The sequence below is a fragment of the Stutzerimonas decontaminans genome, assembly GCF_000661915.1.
Taxonomy (GTDB): Bacteria; Pseudomonadota; Gammaproteobacteria; order Pseudomonadales; family Pseudomonadaceae; genus Stutzerimonas; species Stutzerimonas decontaminans.
On record NZ_CP007509.1, the window covers coordinates 1,861,567 to 1,878,019 of the forward strand.

At 63.3% G+C, this 16,453-nt stretch carries 18 protein-coding genes; 11 read left to right on the forward strand and 7 right to left on the reverse strand.

Features of this window, described 5'->3' with window-relative positions:
- Nucleotides 1–79 precede the first annotated feature (79 nt).
- Nucleotides 80–397 carry an Mpo1-like protein gene (locus UIB01_RS08750; protein ID WP_038659018.1) on the reverse strand — a complete coding sequence of 106 codons (318 nt, stop codon included), beginning with the start codon at nucleotides 395–397 and terminating at the stop codon, nucleotides 80–82.
- A gap of 122 nt (nucleotides 398–519) precedes the next feature.
- Here UIB01_RS08750 and UIB01_RS08755 point away from each other — a divergent pair, with 122 nt between their 5' ends.
- The gene (locus UIB01_RS08755; protein WP_038659021.1) at nucleotides 520–1,533 is read left to right on the forward strand and encodes an AraC family transcriptional regulator; all 1,014 of its coding nucleotides are present in this window, start codon (nucleotides 520–522) and stop codon (nucleotides 1,531–1,533) included.
- An 82-nt stretch (nucleotides 1,534–1,615) separates the two neighbouring features.
- Nucleotides 1,616–2,548, forward strand: a complete 933-nt coding sequence (locus UIB01_RS08760; protein WP_038659024.1) for a DUF808 domain-containing protein — start codon at nucleotides 1,616–1,618, stop codon at nucleotides 2,546–2,548.
- On the opposite strand, the gene UIB01_RS08765 is transcribed toward UIB01_RS08760, so the two are convergent.
- Nucleotides 2,549–4,000 (reverse strand): TrkH family potassium uptake protein, encoded by a 1,452-nt coding sequence (locus UIB01_RS08765; protein WP_038665560.1) that lies wholly within the window; start codon nucleotides 3,998–4,000, stop codon nucleotides 2,549–2,551. It lies immediately after the preceding gene.
- Between the two features lie 186 nt (nucleotides 4,001–4,186).
- Between UIB01_RS08765 and UIB01_RS08770 the strand changes: the two genes are divergently transcribed.
- Together UIB01_RS08770 and UIB01_RS08775 are read left to right on the forward strand one after the other, a co-directional pair.
- Entirely contained in the window at nucleotides 4,187–4,558 is a 372-nt protein-coding gene (locus UIB01_RS08770) for a YkgJ family cysteine cluster protein (RefSeq protein WP_038659027.1), read from the forward strand.
- Nucleotides 4,559–4,651: 93 nt separating this feature from the next.
- Nucleotides 4,652–5,224: an NAD(P)H nitroreductase gene (locus UIB01_RS08775; RefSeq protein WP_038659029.1), complete on the forward strand. Its 573-nt coding sequence runs from the start codon at nucleotides 4,652–4,654 to the stop codon at nucleotides 5,222–5,224.
- Here UIB01_RS08775 and UIB01_RS08780 read toward each other — a convergent pair.
- The 5 genes from UIB01_RS08780 to UIB01_RS08800 form a co-directional block, all read right to left on the reverse strand.
- A complete protein-coding gene (locus tag UIB01_RS08780; RefSeq protein ID WP_038659032.1) occupies nucleotides 5,209–6,567 on the reverse strand; it encodes a sensor histidine kinase in 1,359 nt (452 codons plus the stop codon). The two genes, UIB01_RS08775 and UIB01_RS08780, sit on opposite strands and share 16 nt — an antisense overlap.
- Before the next feature lie 91 nt (nucleotides 6,568–6,658).
- Nucleotides 6,659–7,072 (reverse strand): Spy/CpxP family protein refolding chaperone, encoded by a 414-nt coding sequence (locus UIB01_RS08785; RefSeq protein ID WP_038659035.1) that lies wholly within the window; start codon nucleotides 7,070–7,072, stop codon nucleotides 6,659–6,661.
- Between the two features lie 146 nt (nucleotides 7,073–7,218).
- A complete protein-coding gene (locus UIB01_RS08790) occupies nucleotides 7,219–7,896 on the reverse strand; it encodes a response regulator transcription factor (protein WP_038659038.1) in 678 nt (225 codons plus the stop codon).
- Nucleotides 7,897–7,910: 14 nt separating this feature from the next.
- Nucleotides 7,911–8,279 (reverse strand): hypothetical protein, encoded by a 369-nt coding sequence (locus UIB01_RS08795; protein ID WP_038659041.1) that lies wholly within the window; start codon nucleotides 8,277–8,279, stop codon nucleotides 7,911–7,913.
- Nucleotides 8,280–8,353: 74 nt separating this feature from the next.
- Nucleotides 8,354–8,653 carry a YciI family protein gene (locus tag UIB01_RS08800; protein WP_003294265.1) on the reverse strand — a complete coding sequence of 100 codons (300 nt, stop codon included), beginning with the start codon at nucleotides 8,651–8,653 and terminating at the stop codon, nucleotides 8,354–8,356.
- A 398-nt stretch (nucleotides 8,654–9,051) separates the two neighbouring features.
- On the opposite strand from UIB01_RS08800, the gene UIB01_RS08805 reads away from it, so the two are divergent.
- The 7 genes from UIB01_RS08805 to UIB01_RS08835 all read left to right on the forward strand — a co-directional run bounded on the left by UIB01_RS08805 (nucleotide 9,052) and on the right by UIB01_RS08835 (nucleotide 16,419).
- Nucleotides 9,052–9,918 carry a PHP domain-containing protein gene (locus UIB01_RS08805; RefSeq protein ID WP_038659044.1) on the forward strand — a complete coding sequence of 289 codons (867 nt, stop codon included), beginning with the start codon at nucleotides 9,052–9,054 and terminating at the stop codon, nucleotides 9,916–9,918.
- 13 nt (nucleotides 9,919–9,931) lie between these two features.
- Entirely contained in the window at nucleotides 9,932–10,555 is a 624-nt protein-coding gene (locus UIB01_RS08810; RefSeq protein WP_038659047.1) for an L-threonylcarbamoyladenylate synthase, read from the forward strand.
- Nucleotides 10,556–10,610: 55 nt separating this feature from the next.
- On the forward strand, nucleotides 10,611–11,816 hold the full coding sequence (locus UIB01_RS08815) for a tryptophan--tRNA ligase (protein ID WP_180983575.1): 1,206 nt from the start codon (nucleotides 10,611–10,613) through the stop codon (nucleotides 11,814–11,816).
- A gap of 28 nt (nucleotides 11,817–11,844) precedes the next feature.
- On the forward strand, nucleotides 11,845–12,666 hold the full coding sequence (locus UIB01_RS08820; RefSeq protein ID WP_038659053.1) for a segregation and condensation protein A: 822 nt from the start codon (nucleotides 11,845–11,847) through the stop codon (nucleotides 12,664–12,666).
- Nucleotides 12,667–12,685: 19 nt separating this feature from the next.
- Nucleotides 12,686–13,456 carry an SMC-Scp complex subunit ScpB gene (gene scpB, locus UIB01_RS08825; protein WP_038659056.1) on the forward strand — a complete coding sequence of 257 codons (771 nt, stop codon included), beginning with the start codon at nucleotides 12,686–12,688 and terminating at the stop codon, nucleotides 13,454–13,456.
- A 174-nt stretch (nucleotides 13,457–13,630) separates the two neighbouring features.
- Complete coding sequence (gene edd, locus UIB01_RS08830; protein ID WP_038659059.1) at nucleotides 13,631–15,460, forward strand: phosphogluconate dehydratase; 1,830 nt, start codon at nucleotides 13,631–13,633, stop codon at nucleotides 15,458–15,460.
- Nucleotides 15,457–16,419, forward strand: a complete 963-nt coding sequence (locus UIB01_RS08835; RefSeq protein ID WP_038659062.1) for a glucokinase — start codon at nucleotides 15,457–15,459, stop codon at nucleotides 16,417–16,419. The genes edd and UIB01_RS08835 overlap by 4 nt, the downstream gene beginning before the upstream one ends.
- The last annotated feature ends 34 nt before the right edge of the window (nucleotides 16,420–16,453 follow it).

A 16,453-nucleotide genomic window follows, 5' to 3' on the forward strand; every position in this document is an offset into this window, starting at 1 on the left:
ATCATAACCAAGCCAGGTCGCATCGCCAAACCAGAGGGAGTAAACAGCGGTCACACCCGTCGGATTTGTCGCCGCCTTCTCAGAAGCGGATACGACCGGTCAGCATGTCTTTGAACATGACCCAGTCGCCAAGAAAGCTGTACAGCGGATATTGAAACGTCGCCGGGCGATTCTTTTCGAAAATGAAATGCCCGATCCAGGCGAAGCCGTAGCCGGCCAATGGCATGGCGAGCAGCCATAGCCACTGCTGAGTGGCCAATGCGTAGCCGAGAATGGCCAGCACCAGCAGGCTGCCGATAAAGTGCAATCGTCGGCAGGTTGGGTTGCTGTGCTCGGCGAGATAGAACGGGTAGAAGTCAGCAAAGCGGGTAAAGCGTTCGGCGGTTTGCGTACTCATGGCGTACCTCCTGTTATTGTCGTGGACAGATTAGGCTTCTCAGGCCTTCCGAGTCAGTGACAATCACGGCCAGTTTAGTAGCCTTGAGCGCTGCTGACCGCCATCCGAAGAACAAGAAGCACATGATCGAACGCACCACTTCCTCAAGCTGGGCGCAGGGGATCGTCCAGACGCTGGAGTCTGCAGGGATCGACTGCCGCCAGCTGTTCGACGAACTGGCCCTTGATTACGCAGCGCTGAACGACCCCGATGCGCGCTTCGCGCAAGACGACATGACCCGCCTCTGGCATCGCGCCGTGGCCGTCTCCGGCAACCCGGCGATTGGCCTGGACATGGCGCGCCAGGTTCGCCCCGCGGCGCTCAACGTGGTTGGCTATGCGCTGATGTCCAGTCGCAATCTGAAGGAAGGTTTCGCCCGGCTGGTGCGTTATCAACGGATCATCGCCGAGGGCGCTGATCTGGATTTCCAGCCCTGCGCACAGGGTTATCGGCTGAGCCTTACGATCCTCGGCGATCGGCTGCCACCGGCTCGGCAGAGTGCCGAAGGCTCATTGGCCGGGTGTCTGACGTTCTGCCGCTGGTTGTCCGGAACGATGCTGCAGCCACTAGAGGTGAGCTTCCAGGGGCGAGCACCGGACGATCTGGAGCCCTATCGGCAGCTGTTCCAGGCGCCGCTGCGCTTCGATGCGCCTCGCTATGGGCTGCTGTTCCGCCAGGTCGACGTCGAGACCCCGCTGCCAACAGCCAACGAAGCACTGGCGCAGCTGCACGACCGTTTCGCTGGCGAGTACCTTTCACGATTCGCCGACTCCCGTGTAATGCATCGCGCGCGGCAGATACTCTGCCGGCTGTTGCCGCAGGGCGAGCCGCGGCGCGAAATGGTAGCGCAGGCCCTGTGCCTGTCGGAGCGAACCCTTCAACGGCGTCTGCAGGAGGAGGGCAGCAGCTTCCAGCAGCTGCTCGACGATACCCGTCGCGATCTGGCAGTCCAGTATTTGGCTCAGCCGGATCTGGCGCCGCTGGAAATCGCCTATCTGCTGGGCTTTGCTGACCCGAGCAATTTCTACCGGGCGTTCAAGCGCTGGTTTGGCGTTACGCCCGGCGAATACCGCCTAGCCGCACGTTCGCGCCTCTAGGAACCTGTGATTGCGCACGTAGCCTTACTTACAGCATATCGGTTACTTGTATGCGCCATTCTCATGAGATGGAGTCACCCAATTGGCCAGCAGCCTGCTTGCTCTAATCGACGATATTGCAACCGTACTCGACGACGTGTCGGTCATGACCAAGGTGGCAGCGAAGAAGACCGCTGGCGTGCTGGGCGATGACCTTGCGCTCAACGCCCAACAAGTGACCGGAGTGAATGCCGACCGGGAGCTTCCAGTGGTCTGGGCAGTGGCCAAGGGCTCGTTTCGCAACAAGGCGATTTTGGTCCCTGCGGCGTTACTGATCAGTGCCTTTCTGCCCTGGGCGATCACGCCACTGTTGATGCTCGGCGGCGCCTTTCTCTGTTATGAGGGCTTCGAGAAGCTGGCCCACCGTTTTCTCCATAACGACGGCAGCGATCACGCGGAGACGGTGAAGGCGCTCGCCGACCCGTCCGTGGACATGGTGGCGTTCGAGAAGAAAAAGATCAGCGGCGCAGTGCGTACCGACTTCATCCTCTCCGCTGAAATCATCGCCATCACCCTCGGTACGGTCGCGGCGGCGTCGTTCAGTCAGCAGGTCATGGTGCTGGTGGGTATCGCCATCCTCATGACGGTGGGTGTCTACGGGCTGGTGGCTGCGATCGTCAAGCTCGACGATCTTGGCCTGGCTCTGAGCAAACGGGCGAGTAGCCTCGCCCGCGCCATCGGTCGCGGCATTCTGAGGGTCGCGCCCTGGCTGATGAAATCGCTGTCGGTCATCGGCACCGCGGCAATGTTCATGGTGGGCGGCGGCATCCTCACCCACGGTATCCGTGCCGTGCACCATTTCATCGAGACCAGCGCCCACGACGCCCTTGGGCTGCCATACGTCGGGGCGGTGCTGGGTGGGCTGCTGCCGACGCTACTCGACGCCGCGTTCGGCATCGTTGCAGGCGGCGTGGTATTGGCTTTGGTGAGCCTTGGCGGTCGGCTGTTCAAGCGCGGCTCAGGTGCCGCAGCCTGATCAGTGACGCCAGAATGCAGGAGTCAGCAACACCAGCACGGTGATGATCTCCAGTCGGCCCAGCAGCATGCCGATCGACAGCAGCCATTTTGCAGTGTCGGGCAGCGTGGAGAAGTTGCCCGCCGGGCCGATGATTTCGCCCAGCCCTGGGCCTACGTTGCAGACGGCGGTCGCCGCGCCGGTCAGCGCGGTAATCGGGTCGAGCCCGAGCAATGCCAGACATAGCGCCAGCACACCGATGGTCATGGTGATGAAGAAGGAGAAGGTGAGGATCGAGCGGACGATTTCTTCGTCGAGGTTGTGGCCGTTGTATTGCTGGCGAATCACCGCGCGGGGATGAATCAGCTGCTTGAAGTTGGCCCGCAGCAGCGAATAGGCAACCTGAAAGCGGAACATCTTCAGCCCGCCGGACGTCGAGCCCGAGCAGCCGCCGACGAAGGTGAGATAGAAGAACGCCATGACGGCGAAGCCGCCCCACTGGGTGTAGTCGTCCACCGCAAAGCCGGTGGTGGTCACCACCGACACCACGCTGAACGTGACGATGCGCAGGGCATCCAGCGCCGGAATATCGTTGTTCAGCCAGTACCAACCGCTGAACAGTAGGCTGGTGATGGCGAGCATCACGACGAAACCTCTTACCTGCTGGTCCCTGAGCAGTGCGGTGCGATGGCCGCGCAGCGTCATTACATACAGGGTGAACGGCAGGCTGCCGAGCAGCATGAAGAAGATCGCGACCCAATGGGCTGAGGGCCCGAACTTGCCCATTGACGCGTCGGAGGTGGAGAAGCCCCCCGTCGCAACCGTCGACATCGCATGGTTGATGGCGTCGAACATGCTCATGCCGGTCAACAGGAACGCCACGAACGCCGCGACAGTGAAGGTCAGATAGATGACCAGCAAATACTGGCCGGCAACATGCGAACGCGGCATGACCTTCTCCGACCAGTCTGACGACTCGGTCTGGAACAGCCGCATGCCACCGACTCGCAGCAGCGGAAGAATCGCAATCGCCATGCCGATGAAGCCGATGCCGCCCAGCCAGTGCAATAGCGAGCGCCATATGAGCAGGCCCGGCGAAGCGCTGTCCAGACCCGACAGCACCGTCGCGCCGGTTGTGGTAATCCCCGACATGGTTTCGAAGAAGGCATCTGAATAACTGATGTGCTGAATCAGCATCAGTGGCAGCGCGGCGAAACAGCAGACCACTACCCAGCTGATGGTTGTCAGGAAGTACATGTCTCTCGGGCGCAGATTGGTATTGGCCGGCCGTCCGGGCGCGACTAGGGCAAAGCCGCATGAGAAGGTGATCAGGCTTCCCCAGATGAATGCCTGTAGGTCGTCGGTGCGTTCGTAAGCCAACAGCGTCAGCATCGGGATGATCATGCTGACCGCGAGGGTGATCAGAAATATGCCGAGAATGAAACCGATGATGCGCAGAGTCGGCAGGGCCATGTAGAGGTGCTCGGCACGGTGAAAGAGGGCGGTCATTCTACTCGCGTCGTCGGCGCAGTAAACCGCTCGGCTGCTCGCGGAAAAATGTTTTCACTGCACGCTCGCCGCCTCTTCCCAAGGCAAACGGCATGAATAGAATAGCCGCCCGGGCGCCGGCCCTTTCCGGTCTCTGGGTGTTCACCTGCCATGTCCATCGACAATCCCTGCCTGACGTGCGGCGCCTGCTGCGCGTACTTCCGTGTGTCCTTCTATTTTGGTGAATGCGTATCAGCCGGAGGCGTGGTTCCGGATCATCTGACGGTACAGGTATCGCCATTTCACGTCGCCATGCTCGGTACTGACAGCAAGCCGGCCCGTTGCGCCGGGTTGCTTGGCGATGTGGGATGCGGGGTTCGCTGCAGCATGTATGAGCAGCGGGCGAGCACCTGTCGCGAGTTCGAAGCATCCTGGGAGAGCGGCGAGCACAATCCGAACTGTGACGCGGCACGGGCGGCGCACGGATTGCCGCCACTGATGCCGCCATTGCAGCCACAGCTTTCGCCGGATCGTGTGGCCTGAGCAGAGCAGCGAATAGTGCGTTGCCAGCCGGCCATCACTCGCGATACCGCGGCAACACACTCTAGAATGTCCGACCGCTTTAGGAGGTAATGGATGGACGCTCTGGACCTGCTGCTCAATCGTGTATCGGTCACTCGCCTGTGCGAGCCGGCCCCCGATGCCACTCAACTCGATCTGCTGTTCCGTGCGGCGTTACGTGCGCCGGACCATGGCCAGCTGCACCCTTGGCGGTTCCTGACCATCGAAGGTAATGCGCGGCACAAGCTCGGTGAGCTGTTCGCCGCTGCCTTGCAGTCGCGCAATCCTGCAGTCTCTGACGAAGCCTTGCAGAAGGCGCGGAACATGCCGCTGCGTGCGCCGATGCTGGTCGTGGTGGTCGCCAGCCTCAAGGTGCATCCGAAAGTGCCGGAAGGGGAACAGTTGCTCGCTGCGGGCTGTGCGGCTCACGGCATGTTGTTGGCTGCACATGCCCAGGGGATCGGTGCGGTGTGGCGAACCGGTGAGTTCGCCTATGACTCTCATGTACTCGAGGGGCTGGGTTTATCCGAGCAGGAGCGCTTGTTGGGCTTCTTCTACCTCGGGACACCGGAAGGCCGAGTACGTACCGCGCCGGTGCTCGAGCCGCAGGCGTTCGTCTCCGGCTGGGACGGTCAAACAGACGCCTGAAAATCGGACTCTCGGGGTGATTCATCTGCCAGTGGCAGGCGCAGGCTGGCGACAAAGCCGCCATCAGGATGATTGGCCAGTTGCAATCGCCCGCCGTGACGCTCGGCTGCGCGGCGGGCGATGGCCAGTCCGAGGCCATGCCCGGCAGCCGTTTGCCCAGGTGCGCGGAAAAAGGGTTCGCTGAGCTGCGGTAGATACTCATCGGCGACGCCGGGGCCGTGGTCGCGCACACTGATTACCACTTCGTCTGCTTCGCGCTGCGCATGCAGCTCCACCGGCACGCCCTCCGGATTGAATCGCAGGGCATTGCGCAACAGATTATCCAGTGCCCGTTCCAGCATATCCGTCCAGCCGGTCAGGTGAAGACCGGGTTGTACGTGGCTATCGATGCACTGAGTAGGACAGACGATACGGGCGTTGTCTTTCAATTGGTCGAACATAGCGGGTAGATCGACGGTCGCCGCCGTGCCGGGTTCGGCATCCAGGCGCGAGAGTTCGAGAATCTCGCTGATCAACGCTTCGAGCCGATCGCATTCCTTGGCCAGACGTGGCCAGATCACCTCCCGCTCGCTCGGGCTGGCGCGCTCGGCCAGTGCCTGGGCAATGCGCAGGCGTGCAAGCGGCGAGCGCAGTTCATGGGACACATCGCGCAGTAGCTGACGCTGGCTGCCGATCAGTGCCTGCAGCCGAGCGCCCATTCGGTTGAAATCGCTTGCCAGCACGCCTAGCTCGTCGCGACGTGTCGCCAGACGGGCGAGGGACTGCTGCTGATAGCTGGTCTGTCCAAGGTCATGCACTGCGCGGCGCAGCCGATCCAGCGGCCGGGTGATCGACAGCGTCAAGAGCAGGCTGAAACCGGTGAGCACCACCAGAGCGATACCCAGTGCGCTGAGCGGCCAGGCCAGGCTGCCGCGGTGCCAGGCCTGCAACTCGGGATAGGGGATGCGGTAGATGAACAGATAGGTTTCACCGCTGGTGGGGCTGGTGTAATCGGCGGTCAGCCGCCGCCAGGGTAGCTGGCGCTCGCGATCCTGATGACGCGCCTCGAAGGCGGCGGCACGGGCGGGGAAGGTACCGCGAATGATTGGTTGGCCGTTCTCCGCCAGTACCTGCACATCAACGCGGGAGCGATGCCGGTGCTGTTCCAGCAGGCGCTGTGCAGCCAGTGGGCCTTGGCGCTCGTAGACCTCCGTCCAGGTCTCAGCAAGGCCTTGGAGCGCCGGGTGGCGGCCGAGAATCCAGGCATCCTGATTCAACGCGTGGCCAAGCAGCATCGCCAGGCCGGCGACCAGCGCGATGGCCAGCCAGAAGGTTGCGAGTATGCGCCAGAACAGTGATCGCACCGGGTCTCTCCACGGCAAAAGCCCGGCACGCTTCGCCCATCGCGGGATGACGGGCGGAAGTTGCCGGGCGGGGTCTTAGATGGACGCCGGATCAGTTCTTCTGATCGCGCTCGGCCTTCCACTTGAGGAACTCGGCGCGTTCGGCGCGCTTTTCTTCCATTTTCTTCAGACCTTCATCGAAGGCTTTCTGCTGCTCGGGCTTGAGCAGGGCGCGCATGCTTTCGTGGGTCTTTTCCCGGCTGGCGTCCAGATCGTTCTGCATGGCCTTGCGCTCGGCTTCGGGCAGCTTGTCGAGGTAGCGCTGGGTGATTTCCTGGCGCTGTTTCATCTGTTCGCCCATCAGCTTACGCATGTCGCGTTGCTGCTCTTTGGTCAGGTCTAGGCCATGAAACATATGGGGAGCGCGCTTGCCACCGTGATGACCGTCTTGCATGCCGCCAGGCATGGCAACGGCGAGCGCGGGGAGGGCAGCGGCGAACAGCAGGGCTACGAGTGATTTGCGCATCTGAATACTCTCCTAAGTAGTGGACACCGGCCTTGCCGCAGCGTGATTTGCCTGATTGCTGGCGGCGGGCTGTGACCGGATGAGTTCAGTCTACGCAGGGCAAGGTCAAGGGCGGTCAGCCCAGGGTAAAGCCTCGGTAAAGACGCTCAGACGGCGTAAAGATAGCCACGGCTACGCAACGCGACGATCCGGGGGCTGCCGTCGGCATGCGGTCCGAGTTTGCGCCGCAGATTGCTGACGTGCATGTCCAGGCTGCGGTCGTAGAGCGTCAGCTTGCGACCCAGCGCATGCTGAGCCAGCGCCTGCTTGTCCATCGGCTCTCCAGGCTGGGCCAGCAGCGCTTCGAGAATTCGCCCTTCGGATAAGGTCAGACTGACTTCGACACCGCCGACGCTGGCAATGCCGCGCGCAGGGCTGTAGCAGAGGTCGCCGAGTTCGATCTGGCTCGGTGTCGTCGTCGGTTGGCTGCGGCGCAGCACGGCGCGCAGGCGTGCGGTGAGTTCGCGGGGATCGCAAGGCTTCGCCAGGTAATCGTCGGCCCCAAGTTCCAGGCCTAGGATGCGATCCAGCGGCTCTCCGCGCCCCGAAAGCATCAGCACGGGCAGATCCGGATGCTCACTGCGCAGTTGCTTGAGCAGCTCCAGGCCGCTGCCATCGGGCAGCATCACGTCCAGCACCACCGCCGCTGGTTGGTGTTGCGCCAGGGCCTGGCGCGCGCTCTTGCCATCATGGCAGGCGTGAGCGACGAAGCCTTCCTGAGCCAGCCAGCTGATCAGCAGCTCGCAGAGCTCTTCGTCATCGTCGATAAGCAGTAATTCACTCATGTCGGCTCTGTTGATCAGTTGAGCCACTGGCGCCGGCGACGTCCGCGCGAGACCAGCATGCCCAGGGTAAAACTGATGACCCCGACCGCGCCGCCCACTACGAACCATTGTTGCTGCTCGTTCAGCACTACCGGCAACTCTTTCGCTTGCTCGGTTTGCAATTGCAGGCGCAGGCGTCGATTTTCCTCTCGCAGGCGCAGCAGCAGCGCCTCGGCGGTGTCGGTACCCAGGGCCGCGGCCTGCGGTTCTGGCGCGGCTTCCGATGGCTCGAATTCGATGGGCTCGGTCGATGGAGCAGGAGCGTCCGTTATCGTTTCCTCGGCGTACAGCGCCGGGGCGAGCAGGGTCAAGGCAAACAGCAGGGCAAGCGGTCGTTGACGCATCGGAACTCCTATTTCCTTACGAGGCCGTGGACTCCCAGCGGCCGGGCAGAATCGCTATTCCCTGCTGTGTCGGCTCAGGGCAGTACTTTCTTGAACGGCTTGACCACCACGTTCACGTATACGCCAGCGGCCTTGTACGGATCGGCGTCTGCCCACTGCTGGGCGGCTTCCAGGGAATCGAACTCGGCAACAACCAGGCTGCCGCTGAAGCCGGCTTCGCCCGGATCGTTGCTGTCGATGGCCGGGTGCGGGCCGGCGAGCACCAGGCGTCCCTCGTTCTTCAGCTGCTCCAGGCGTGCCAGGTGGGCCGGGCGCGTGGCGAGGCGGTCCTGCAGGGAATTCGGTGCGTCAGTGGCGATAACGGCGTACAGCATGGTCGGTCCTCGTTCGCGTGGATTGCGGTGTAGCGGTAGAAAAGCTAAGCGCATACATGTTGGTGGCAGCAGCGTTGCCGGTGCGCTAGTCCGCACGCGTTGCATTGCCTGCCGTGCAGCGCGGCATCATAGCAAACGGCGCTTGTGGCGGAAGTGCCGCGCTTGTTCGGGGCGCAGCTAGATCGCACGGTGAACGGGATCGGCGGTCGAAGCAGGAACGAGTTTCCAGGCTCCGGCGCTGCGCCGAGGGCGCGTATGCAAGCCAAAGCCTCGGCGCGGCGTTAGACTAGCCCGCCGTTTGCATGTGAGTGCCTGTTGTTCGGGCTGGTAAAACGCCAATCGCCACGGCTTACGGTTTTTTCTCGAGGTGCCAGCACCTCACTGGAGTGCGTTACCAGATGATTGTCGATCTGCATTGCCACAGCACCGCCTCAGATGGTGCGTTGGCGCCTGCCAGGCTGGTGGAGCGCGCTCATGCACGTGGTATTCAGCTGCTGGCGCTTACCGACCACGACACGGTGGACGGTCTTGCCGAAGCGCGGCTCACCGCGCAAGGGCTCGGTATGCAGCTGGTCAACGGCATCGAGCTTTCGTGCCTGTGGAACGGGGCTACCATCCATATATTGGGCTATGCGTTCGACGCCGAAGCACCGGCATTGCAGCAGGCGATCGCGCAGTTGCACGATGGGCGCTGGCACCGCGCTGAGCTGATCGCTCAGCGACTGGAAGCGAAGGGGATGCCCGGTGCGCTTGAAGGAGCCCGAGCGATCCAGCAGGAACTCGGCGACAGTGGCAATGCACCGGCACGACCGCACTTCGCCGACTTTCTGGTACGCGCCGGTCATGTGCGTGATCGAGCCGAGGCGTTTCGCAAATGGCTGGGTTCGGGCAAGCTCGGCGATGTCAAGCAGCATTGGCCGAGCCTGGAGCAGACGGTACAGACCCTGCGTGATTCCGGCGCCTGGATCAGCCTGGCGCATCCGTGGCAGTACGATTTCACCCGCAGCAAGCGACGCCGACTGGTCATCGACTTCGCCCAGGCCGGCGGACACGCATTGGAAGTGGTCAACGGCATGCAACCGCTGGAACAGGTCGGCGGGTTGTCGACGTTGGTACGTGAGCTGGGTCTGATGGCCACAGTTGGCAGTGATTTCCATGCACCCGGCGACTGGTCGGAGCTTGGGCTGTACCGCAGCTTGCCGGAAGACCTGTCGCCGCTTTGGAGACATTTCGATCATGAGCGCCGCACACCTGCTGCCAGCTGAACAGGGAGTTTCAATGAGCCAGTTCTTCCAGATTCACCCGGATAACCCGCAACCGCGCCTGATCAAGCAGGCCGTGGAAATCATCCGCAAGGGCGGGGTGGTGGTCTATCCGACCGATTCCAGCTACGCCGTCGGCTGCTCGATGGGTAACAAGGCGGGCATCGAGCGCATCCGTCGGTTGCGCCAGCTCGATGACAAGCACAACTTCACCCTGGCCTGTCGCGATCTGTCGCAGCTGGGCCTGTTCGCCAAGGTCGATACCGCCGCCTTTCGCCTGCTCAAGGCTCACCTGCCGGGGCCGTACACGATCATCCTGTCGGCGACCCGTGAGGTGCCGCGCATGCTGCTGCATCCCAAGCGCCGCACCATCGGTCTGCGAGTACCTGCGCAGCCGATCGCCCAGGCACTGCTGGAAGAACTCGGCGAGCCGTTGATGAGTGTCAGTCTGATCCTGCCCGGACAGGAGCTGCCGATGAGCGATCCGTACGAGATGCGCGATGTGCTGGAGCACCAGGTAGACCTGATCATCGATGGCGGTTACGGTGGCGTCGAGGCATCGACGGTGGTCAGCCTGGTCGACGACCAGCCCGAGGTGGTCCGGGTCGGTTGTGGCGATCCGGCACCGTTCATGGCCTGAGGCTGAAAGGCAGCGTGCCCGTACACTATCAACTAAGGACACCCTTTTGAGCTCCATGGATTCGCAGCGGCGCGTGGTATCCGGTATGCGCCCGAGTGGTCGGCTTCACCTCGGTCACTACAACGGTGTGCTGAAGAACTGGGTCAGACTGCAGCACGAGTACGAATGCTTCTTCTGCATTGTCGATTGGCACGCACTGACCACCGACTACGAAACTTCCAGCGAAATCTCGCAGAACATCATGGATATGGCGGTGGACTGGCTGGCCGCAGGCGTTAGTCCGAGCTCTGCGACGCTGTTCATCCAGTCACAGGTGCCGGAGCACGCCGAGCTGCACCTGTTGCTGTCGATGATCTGCCCGCTGGGCTGGCTGGAGCGGGTGCCGTCCTACAAGGAGCTGCAGCAGAGCCTGCAGCACAAGGATCTGGATACCTACGGCTTTCTCGGCTACCCGCTGCTGCAGGCGGCGGACATCCTTCTTTATCGCGCCGGGCTGGTGCCGGTCGGTGCCGACCAGCTGCCGCATATCGAATTTGCCCGCGATGTCGCGCGGCGCTTCAACCATCTTTATGGGCGCGAAGCGGATTTCGAGGAAAAGGCCGAGGCGGCAATCCGCAAGCTCGGCAAGAAGACTTCGCGGCTCTATGTGAGTCTGCGCAAAAGCTATCAGGAGCAGGGTGACGTCGAAGCGCTGAACACCGCGCGCGCCATCATCAAAGAACAGCAGACCATCACCATCGGCGATCAGGAGCGGCTTTACGGCTACCTGGAAGGCTGTGGCAAGCTGCTGTTGCCCGAACCGCAGGCGTTGCTCGGCGAGTCACCGAAGATATCCGGCCTCGACGGCGGCAAGATGGCCAAGTCGAACAGCAATGCGATCTATCTGCGCGACACGCCTAACGAGATCGACGAAAAGATTCGCCGCATGCCTACCGACCCGGCGCGCGTACATCGCAACGACCCTGGTGAGCCGACGCGCTGCCCGGTGTGGCAGATGCACCTGGTGCACTCTGACCAGGGCGTTTGCCAGTGGGCCGAACAAGGCTGTCGTACTGCCGGCATCGGCTGCCTGGAGTGCAAGGCGCCGCTGATCGACGCGATCAAGTCGGACCTGGCGCCGTTGCAGGAGCGCGCGCTGGACTACGAGCAGAACCCCGATCTGGTTCGCAGCATCCTCGCCGAAGGTGCCGAGCGGGCCCGTGACGAAGCCCGTGAGACGCTGATCGAAGTCCGTCAGGCGATGGGCCTGAATTACCGCTGACGCGCGCCCGCAGCCTCTGAGGATGTCCATGCAGCAAACCGAGTCCCCCAGCACCGACGCGCTCCAACCCGGCGAGCAATTGCGCCTGGCGCTGGTCTATGGCGAGGCGGTGACCGAGCTGCCGCTGGACCTCTACATCCCGCCGGATGCGCTGGAAGTCTTTCTCGAAGCGTTCGAAGGCCCGCTGGATCTGCTGCTCTACCTGATCCGCAAGCAGAACATCGACATCCTCGATATTCCGGTCGCCGAGATCACCCGTCAGTACATGGGCTACGTCGAGCTGATGAAATCAGTGCGCCTGGAGCTGGCCGCCGAGTATCTGGTGATGGCCGCGATGCTCGCCGAGATCAAGTCGCGCATGCTGCTGCCGCGCTCGGCGGAGGTCGCCGAAGAGGAAGACGATCCGCGCGCGGAGCTCATCCGCCGGCTGCAGGAGTACGAGCGTTTCAAGGCCGCCGCCGAAGACATCGACGAGCTGCCGCGGGTCGGCCGCGACCTGCAGGTGCCGCGTCTCGATGCGCCCGAGGCACGGGCGCGCAAGCTGCTTCCGGAAGTCAGTCTGGAAGAGCTGCTGGTGTCGATGGCCGAAGTGCTGCGCCGCGCCGATATGTTCGAGAGTCACCAGGTTACCCGCGAAGCGCTGTCGACCCGCGAACGCATGAGCGAGGTGCTCGAACGCTTGAAGAATGGTGGCTTCGTTCCCTTCGTAGCGCTGTTCCGCATCGAGGAAGGGCGCCTCGGCGTGGTGGTGACCTTCATGGCCGTGCTCGAACTGATCAAGGAGTCGCTGGTCGAGCTGGTGCAGAACGAGCCCTTTGCGCCGATCCATGTGCGCAGCCGTACCGAATAGGCATTTGCAGGAGTCAATCGTGGACCTGTCCGATCCCAAGGATCTCGCTTCGCTGCTCGAAGCCTTTCTGCTCGCATCCGGCAAACCGCTATCCCTGGAGCGCCTCGGCGAGCTGTTCGAAGAAAACGAACGGCCGTCATCGGCGCAGCTGAAAAAAGCGCTCGAGGTGCTGGAAAAGTCCTGCAAGGGCCGCGCCTTCGAGCTCAAGGAGGTCGCCAGTGGTTACCGCCTGCAGGTGCGTCAGCGCTTTTCGCCGTGGGTCGGTCGGCTCTGGGAAGAGCGTCCGCAGCGTTACTCCCGGGCGATGCTGGAAACCCTGGCGCTGATCGCCTATCGCCAGCCGATCACCCGTGGTGAGATCGAGGACATCCGCGGCGTCGCGGTCAACAGTCAGATCGTCAAGACACTGCTGGAACGCGAGTGGGTTCGTGTGGTGGGCCATCGTGACGTGCCGGGTCGGCCGGCGATGTTCGCCACGACCCGGCAGTTCCTCGACCATTTCAACCTGAAGAACCTCGATGAGCTGCCGCCGCTCGCCGTGCTGCGCGAAATGGAGCCCGAGTTGCGGCCGATACTCGACGATGAGGACGCTCCGGTGCCCGTCGCCTTGCAGGCGCGGGCCGACGAGGTGGCCGACGAGGAGGCGGCGCCGCTGCGTGAGCAGACCAGCTTCCGCAGCCTGCTGGCCGAACTCGACGGCATGGAGCAGGGCCTGAAAACCGACTTCGACGATCTGCTCGAAGCGCAAGCCGCGGACAGCGACCCCGACGAGGAACAGTCGAGCCCCTGAGTGCGGCTATCGCCGGATGCCGAGAGCGTCTCGCTGCGAACGCTCGCCCGAGGCGCCCGCACTGTCTGGCTGCATGTCGCGCGCAACCATTGGCCTTGCGTCCTGTCCGAACGCCAACCGACTTCGGATGGTTTATGGTTGTCGAAGAACAAAATTCCGCAGCAGGAGAGACGCATGCACCCGCGAGTTCTGGAAGTCACCGAGCGCCTGGTCGAGCGCAGCCGCAAGACCCGCGAGCGCTATCTGGCGATGATGGCCGCCGCCGCCAGTGAAGGCCCGCAGCGAGGTGGGTTGCAATGCGCCAACTTCGCCCATGGCGTCGCCGGCTGCAATTCGCCCCAGGACAAGCAGAGTCTGCGCCTGATGAACGCGGCGAATGTCGCAATCGTTTCCGCATACAACGACATGCTGTCGGCGCATCAGCCCTACGAGCATTTTCCGGAAATGATTCGCCAGGCGCTGCGCGAGATCGGTTCGGTCGGCCAGTTCGCTGGCGGCGTGCCGGCCATGTGCGATGGCGTGACCCAGGGCGAGGCGGGCATGGAGATGAGCCTGGCCAGTCGCGAAGTGATCGCCATGAGCACCGCCGTTGCGCTGTCGCACAACATGTTCGATGCCGCGCTGATGCTCGGCATCTGCGACAAGATCGTACCGGGCCTGATGATCGGCGCGCTGCGCTTCGGCCATCTGCCGACCATCTTCGTGCCGGGTGGGCCGATGCCCTCGGGGATTCCCAACAAGGCGAAGGCCGAGGTGCGCCAGCGATACGCCGAGGGCAAGGCCAGCCGCGAGGAGCTGCTGGATTCGGAGATGAAGTCCTATCACAGCCCCGGCACCTGCACCTTCTACGGCACCGCCAACACCAATCAGGTAGTGATGGAAATCATGGGCCTGCACCTGCCGGGCTCATCGTTCGTCAACCCGTACACGCCGCTGCGCGATGCGCTGACTCGCGAAGCGGCGCATCAAGTCACGCGCCTGACCCATCAGGCCGGCAACTACACGCCGCTGTGTCAGGTGGTCGACGAGAAATCCATCGTCAACTCGGTGGTCGCGCTCAACGCCACCGGTGGTTCGACCAACCACACCCTGCATATCCCTGCGTTCGCCCGCGCGGCTGGTATCCAGCTGACCTGGCAGGACATGGCCGATCTTTCCGAGGTGGTGCCGACGCTGGCCAAGGTCTACCCCAACGGCCAGGCCGACGTGAACCATTTCCACGCCTGTGGCGGGGTGCCGTTCATGGTGCGCACGCTGCTCGACGCCGGGCTGTTGCACGAGGACGTGCACACCGTGGTCGGCAAGGGCCTGCGCCGCTACATCCAGGAGCCGTTTCTCGACGGTGACAAGCTGGTCTGGCGCGACGGCCCGACGCAGAGCCTCGATGAAAACATCCTGCGCCCTGCAGAGCGGCCATTCTCGCCGGAAGGCGGACTCCGCGTGCTGGAGGGCAACCTCGGCCGCGGCGTGACGAAGATTTCCGCCGTGGCACCCGAGCACCGTGTGGTCGAGGCGCCGGCGCGGGTATTCATCGATCAGAGCGAGCTGGCAGCGGCGTTCAAGGCCGGCGAGCTGGAGCGCGATTTCATCGCCGTGGTGCGTTTCCAGGGGCCGAAAGCCAATGGCATGCCCGAACTGCACAAGCTCACGCCGTTCCTCGGTGTGCTGCAGGACCGTGGCTACAAGGTGGCGCTGGTCACCGACGGGCGCATGTCCGGCGCCTCCGGCAAGGTGCCAGCAGCCATTCACGTCTGCCCTGAGGCGCTGGACGGCGGGCCGCTGGCGCGGGTGCGCGATGGCGACATTCTCCGCGTCGACGGCGAGACTGGCGAATTGCGAGCGCTGGTCGATCCCGCCGAATGGGATGCGCGGGAACCGGCGATTCGACCTGAAGACATGGGCATCGGCTGCGGCCGGGAGCTCTTTGCCTTCATGCGCGCCTCGTTCAGCACGGCGGAGCAGGGCGCCAGTGCATTTACCGAGAGCCTGGAGGCGCTGAAGTGAAGACGGCGCTGGTTGGAGATATCGGCGGTACCAATGCACGTTTCGCCCTCTGGCGTGATCAGCGCATCGAGCAGATTCGCGTGCTCCCCACCGCGGACTACGCGAGCCCGGAGCTGGCGATTCGCGCCTATCTGCGTGAAGTCGACCAGCCGCTGGAGGCGCTCGAAGCGGTGTGCCTGGCCTGTGCCGGGCCGGTGGGCGGCGATCTGTTTCGCTTCACCAACAACCATTGGCAGCTGAGCCGCGAAGCCTTCTGCCGCGAGCTGGGCGTGAAGGAGCTGTTGCTGATCAACGACTTCACCGCCATGGCCCTCGGCATGACGCGCCTGCATGATGGTGAGCGCATCACGGTTTGCCAGGGCGAGCCTGAACCAGGACGCCCGAGGCTGGTCATAGGGCCCGGTACCGGGCTTGGCGTTGCGGGATTGTTGCCGTTGTCGGGCGGCGGATGGCGCGCGTTGCCCGGAGAGGGCGGGCATATCTGCCTGCCGATCGGCAGCGAGCGCGAAGCGGCAATCTGGGCGCATCTGCATCGTTCGCTCGGCCATGTAAATGCCGAAGCGGTGCTAAGCGGCCCGGGGCTGCTGACGCTCTACCGCGCCTGCTGTGCGCTGGACGGGCGGCAGGTGGAGTTCGATTCGCCCGCGGGTATCACCAAGGCCGCGCTAGCCGGCGACGCCTACGCGACCGCGGTGCTGGAACAGTTCTGTTGCTGGCTGGGACGCATCGTTGGCGACAACGTGCTGACCCTCGGCGCCCGTGGCGGCGTTTACATCGTCGGTGGCGTGGTGCCGCGTTTCGCCGAGATGTTCCTGCGCAGCGGTTTCAGCGAGGCGCTGCGCGAGAAGGGGCAGATGAGCCGCTATTTCGATCACCTGCCAGTATGGCTGGTGACCGCGCCGTATCCGGGCCTCGAAGGTGCGGGCGTGGCATTGCAACCGTTGTTGGAGGGAGCCTAGGCTGCGGCATCGCGGGTCGACGGGTGACCCCATA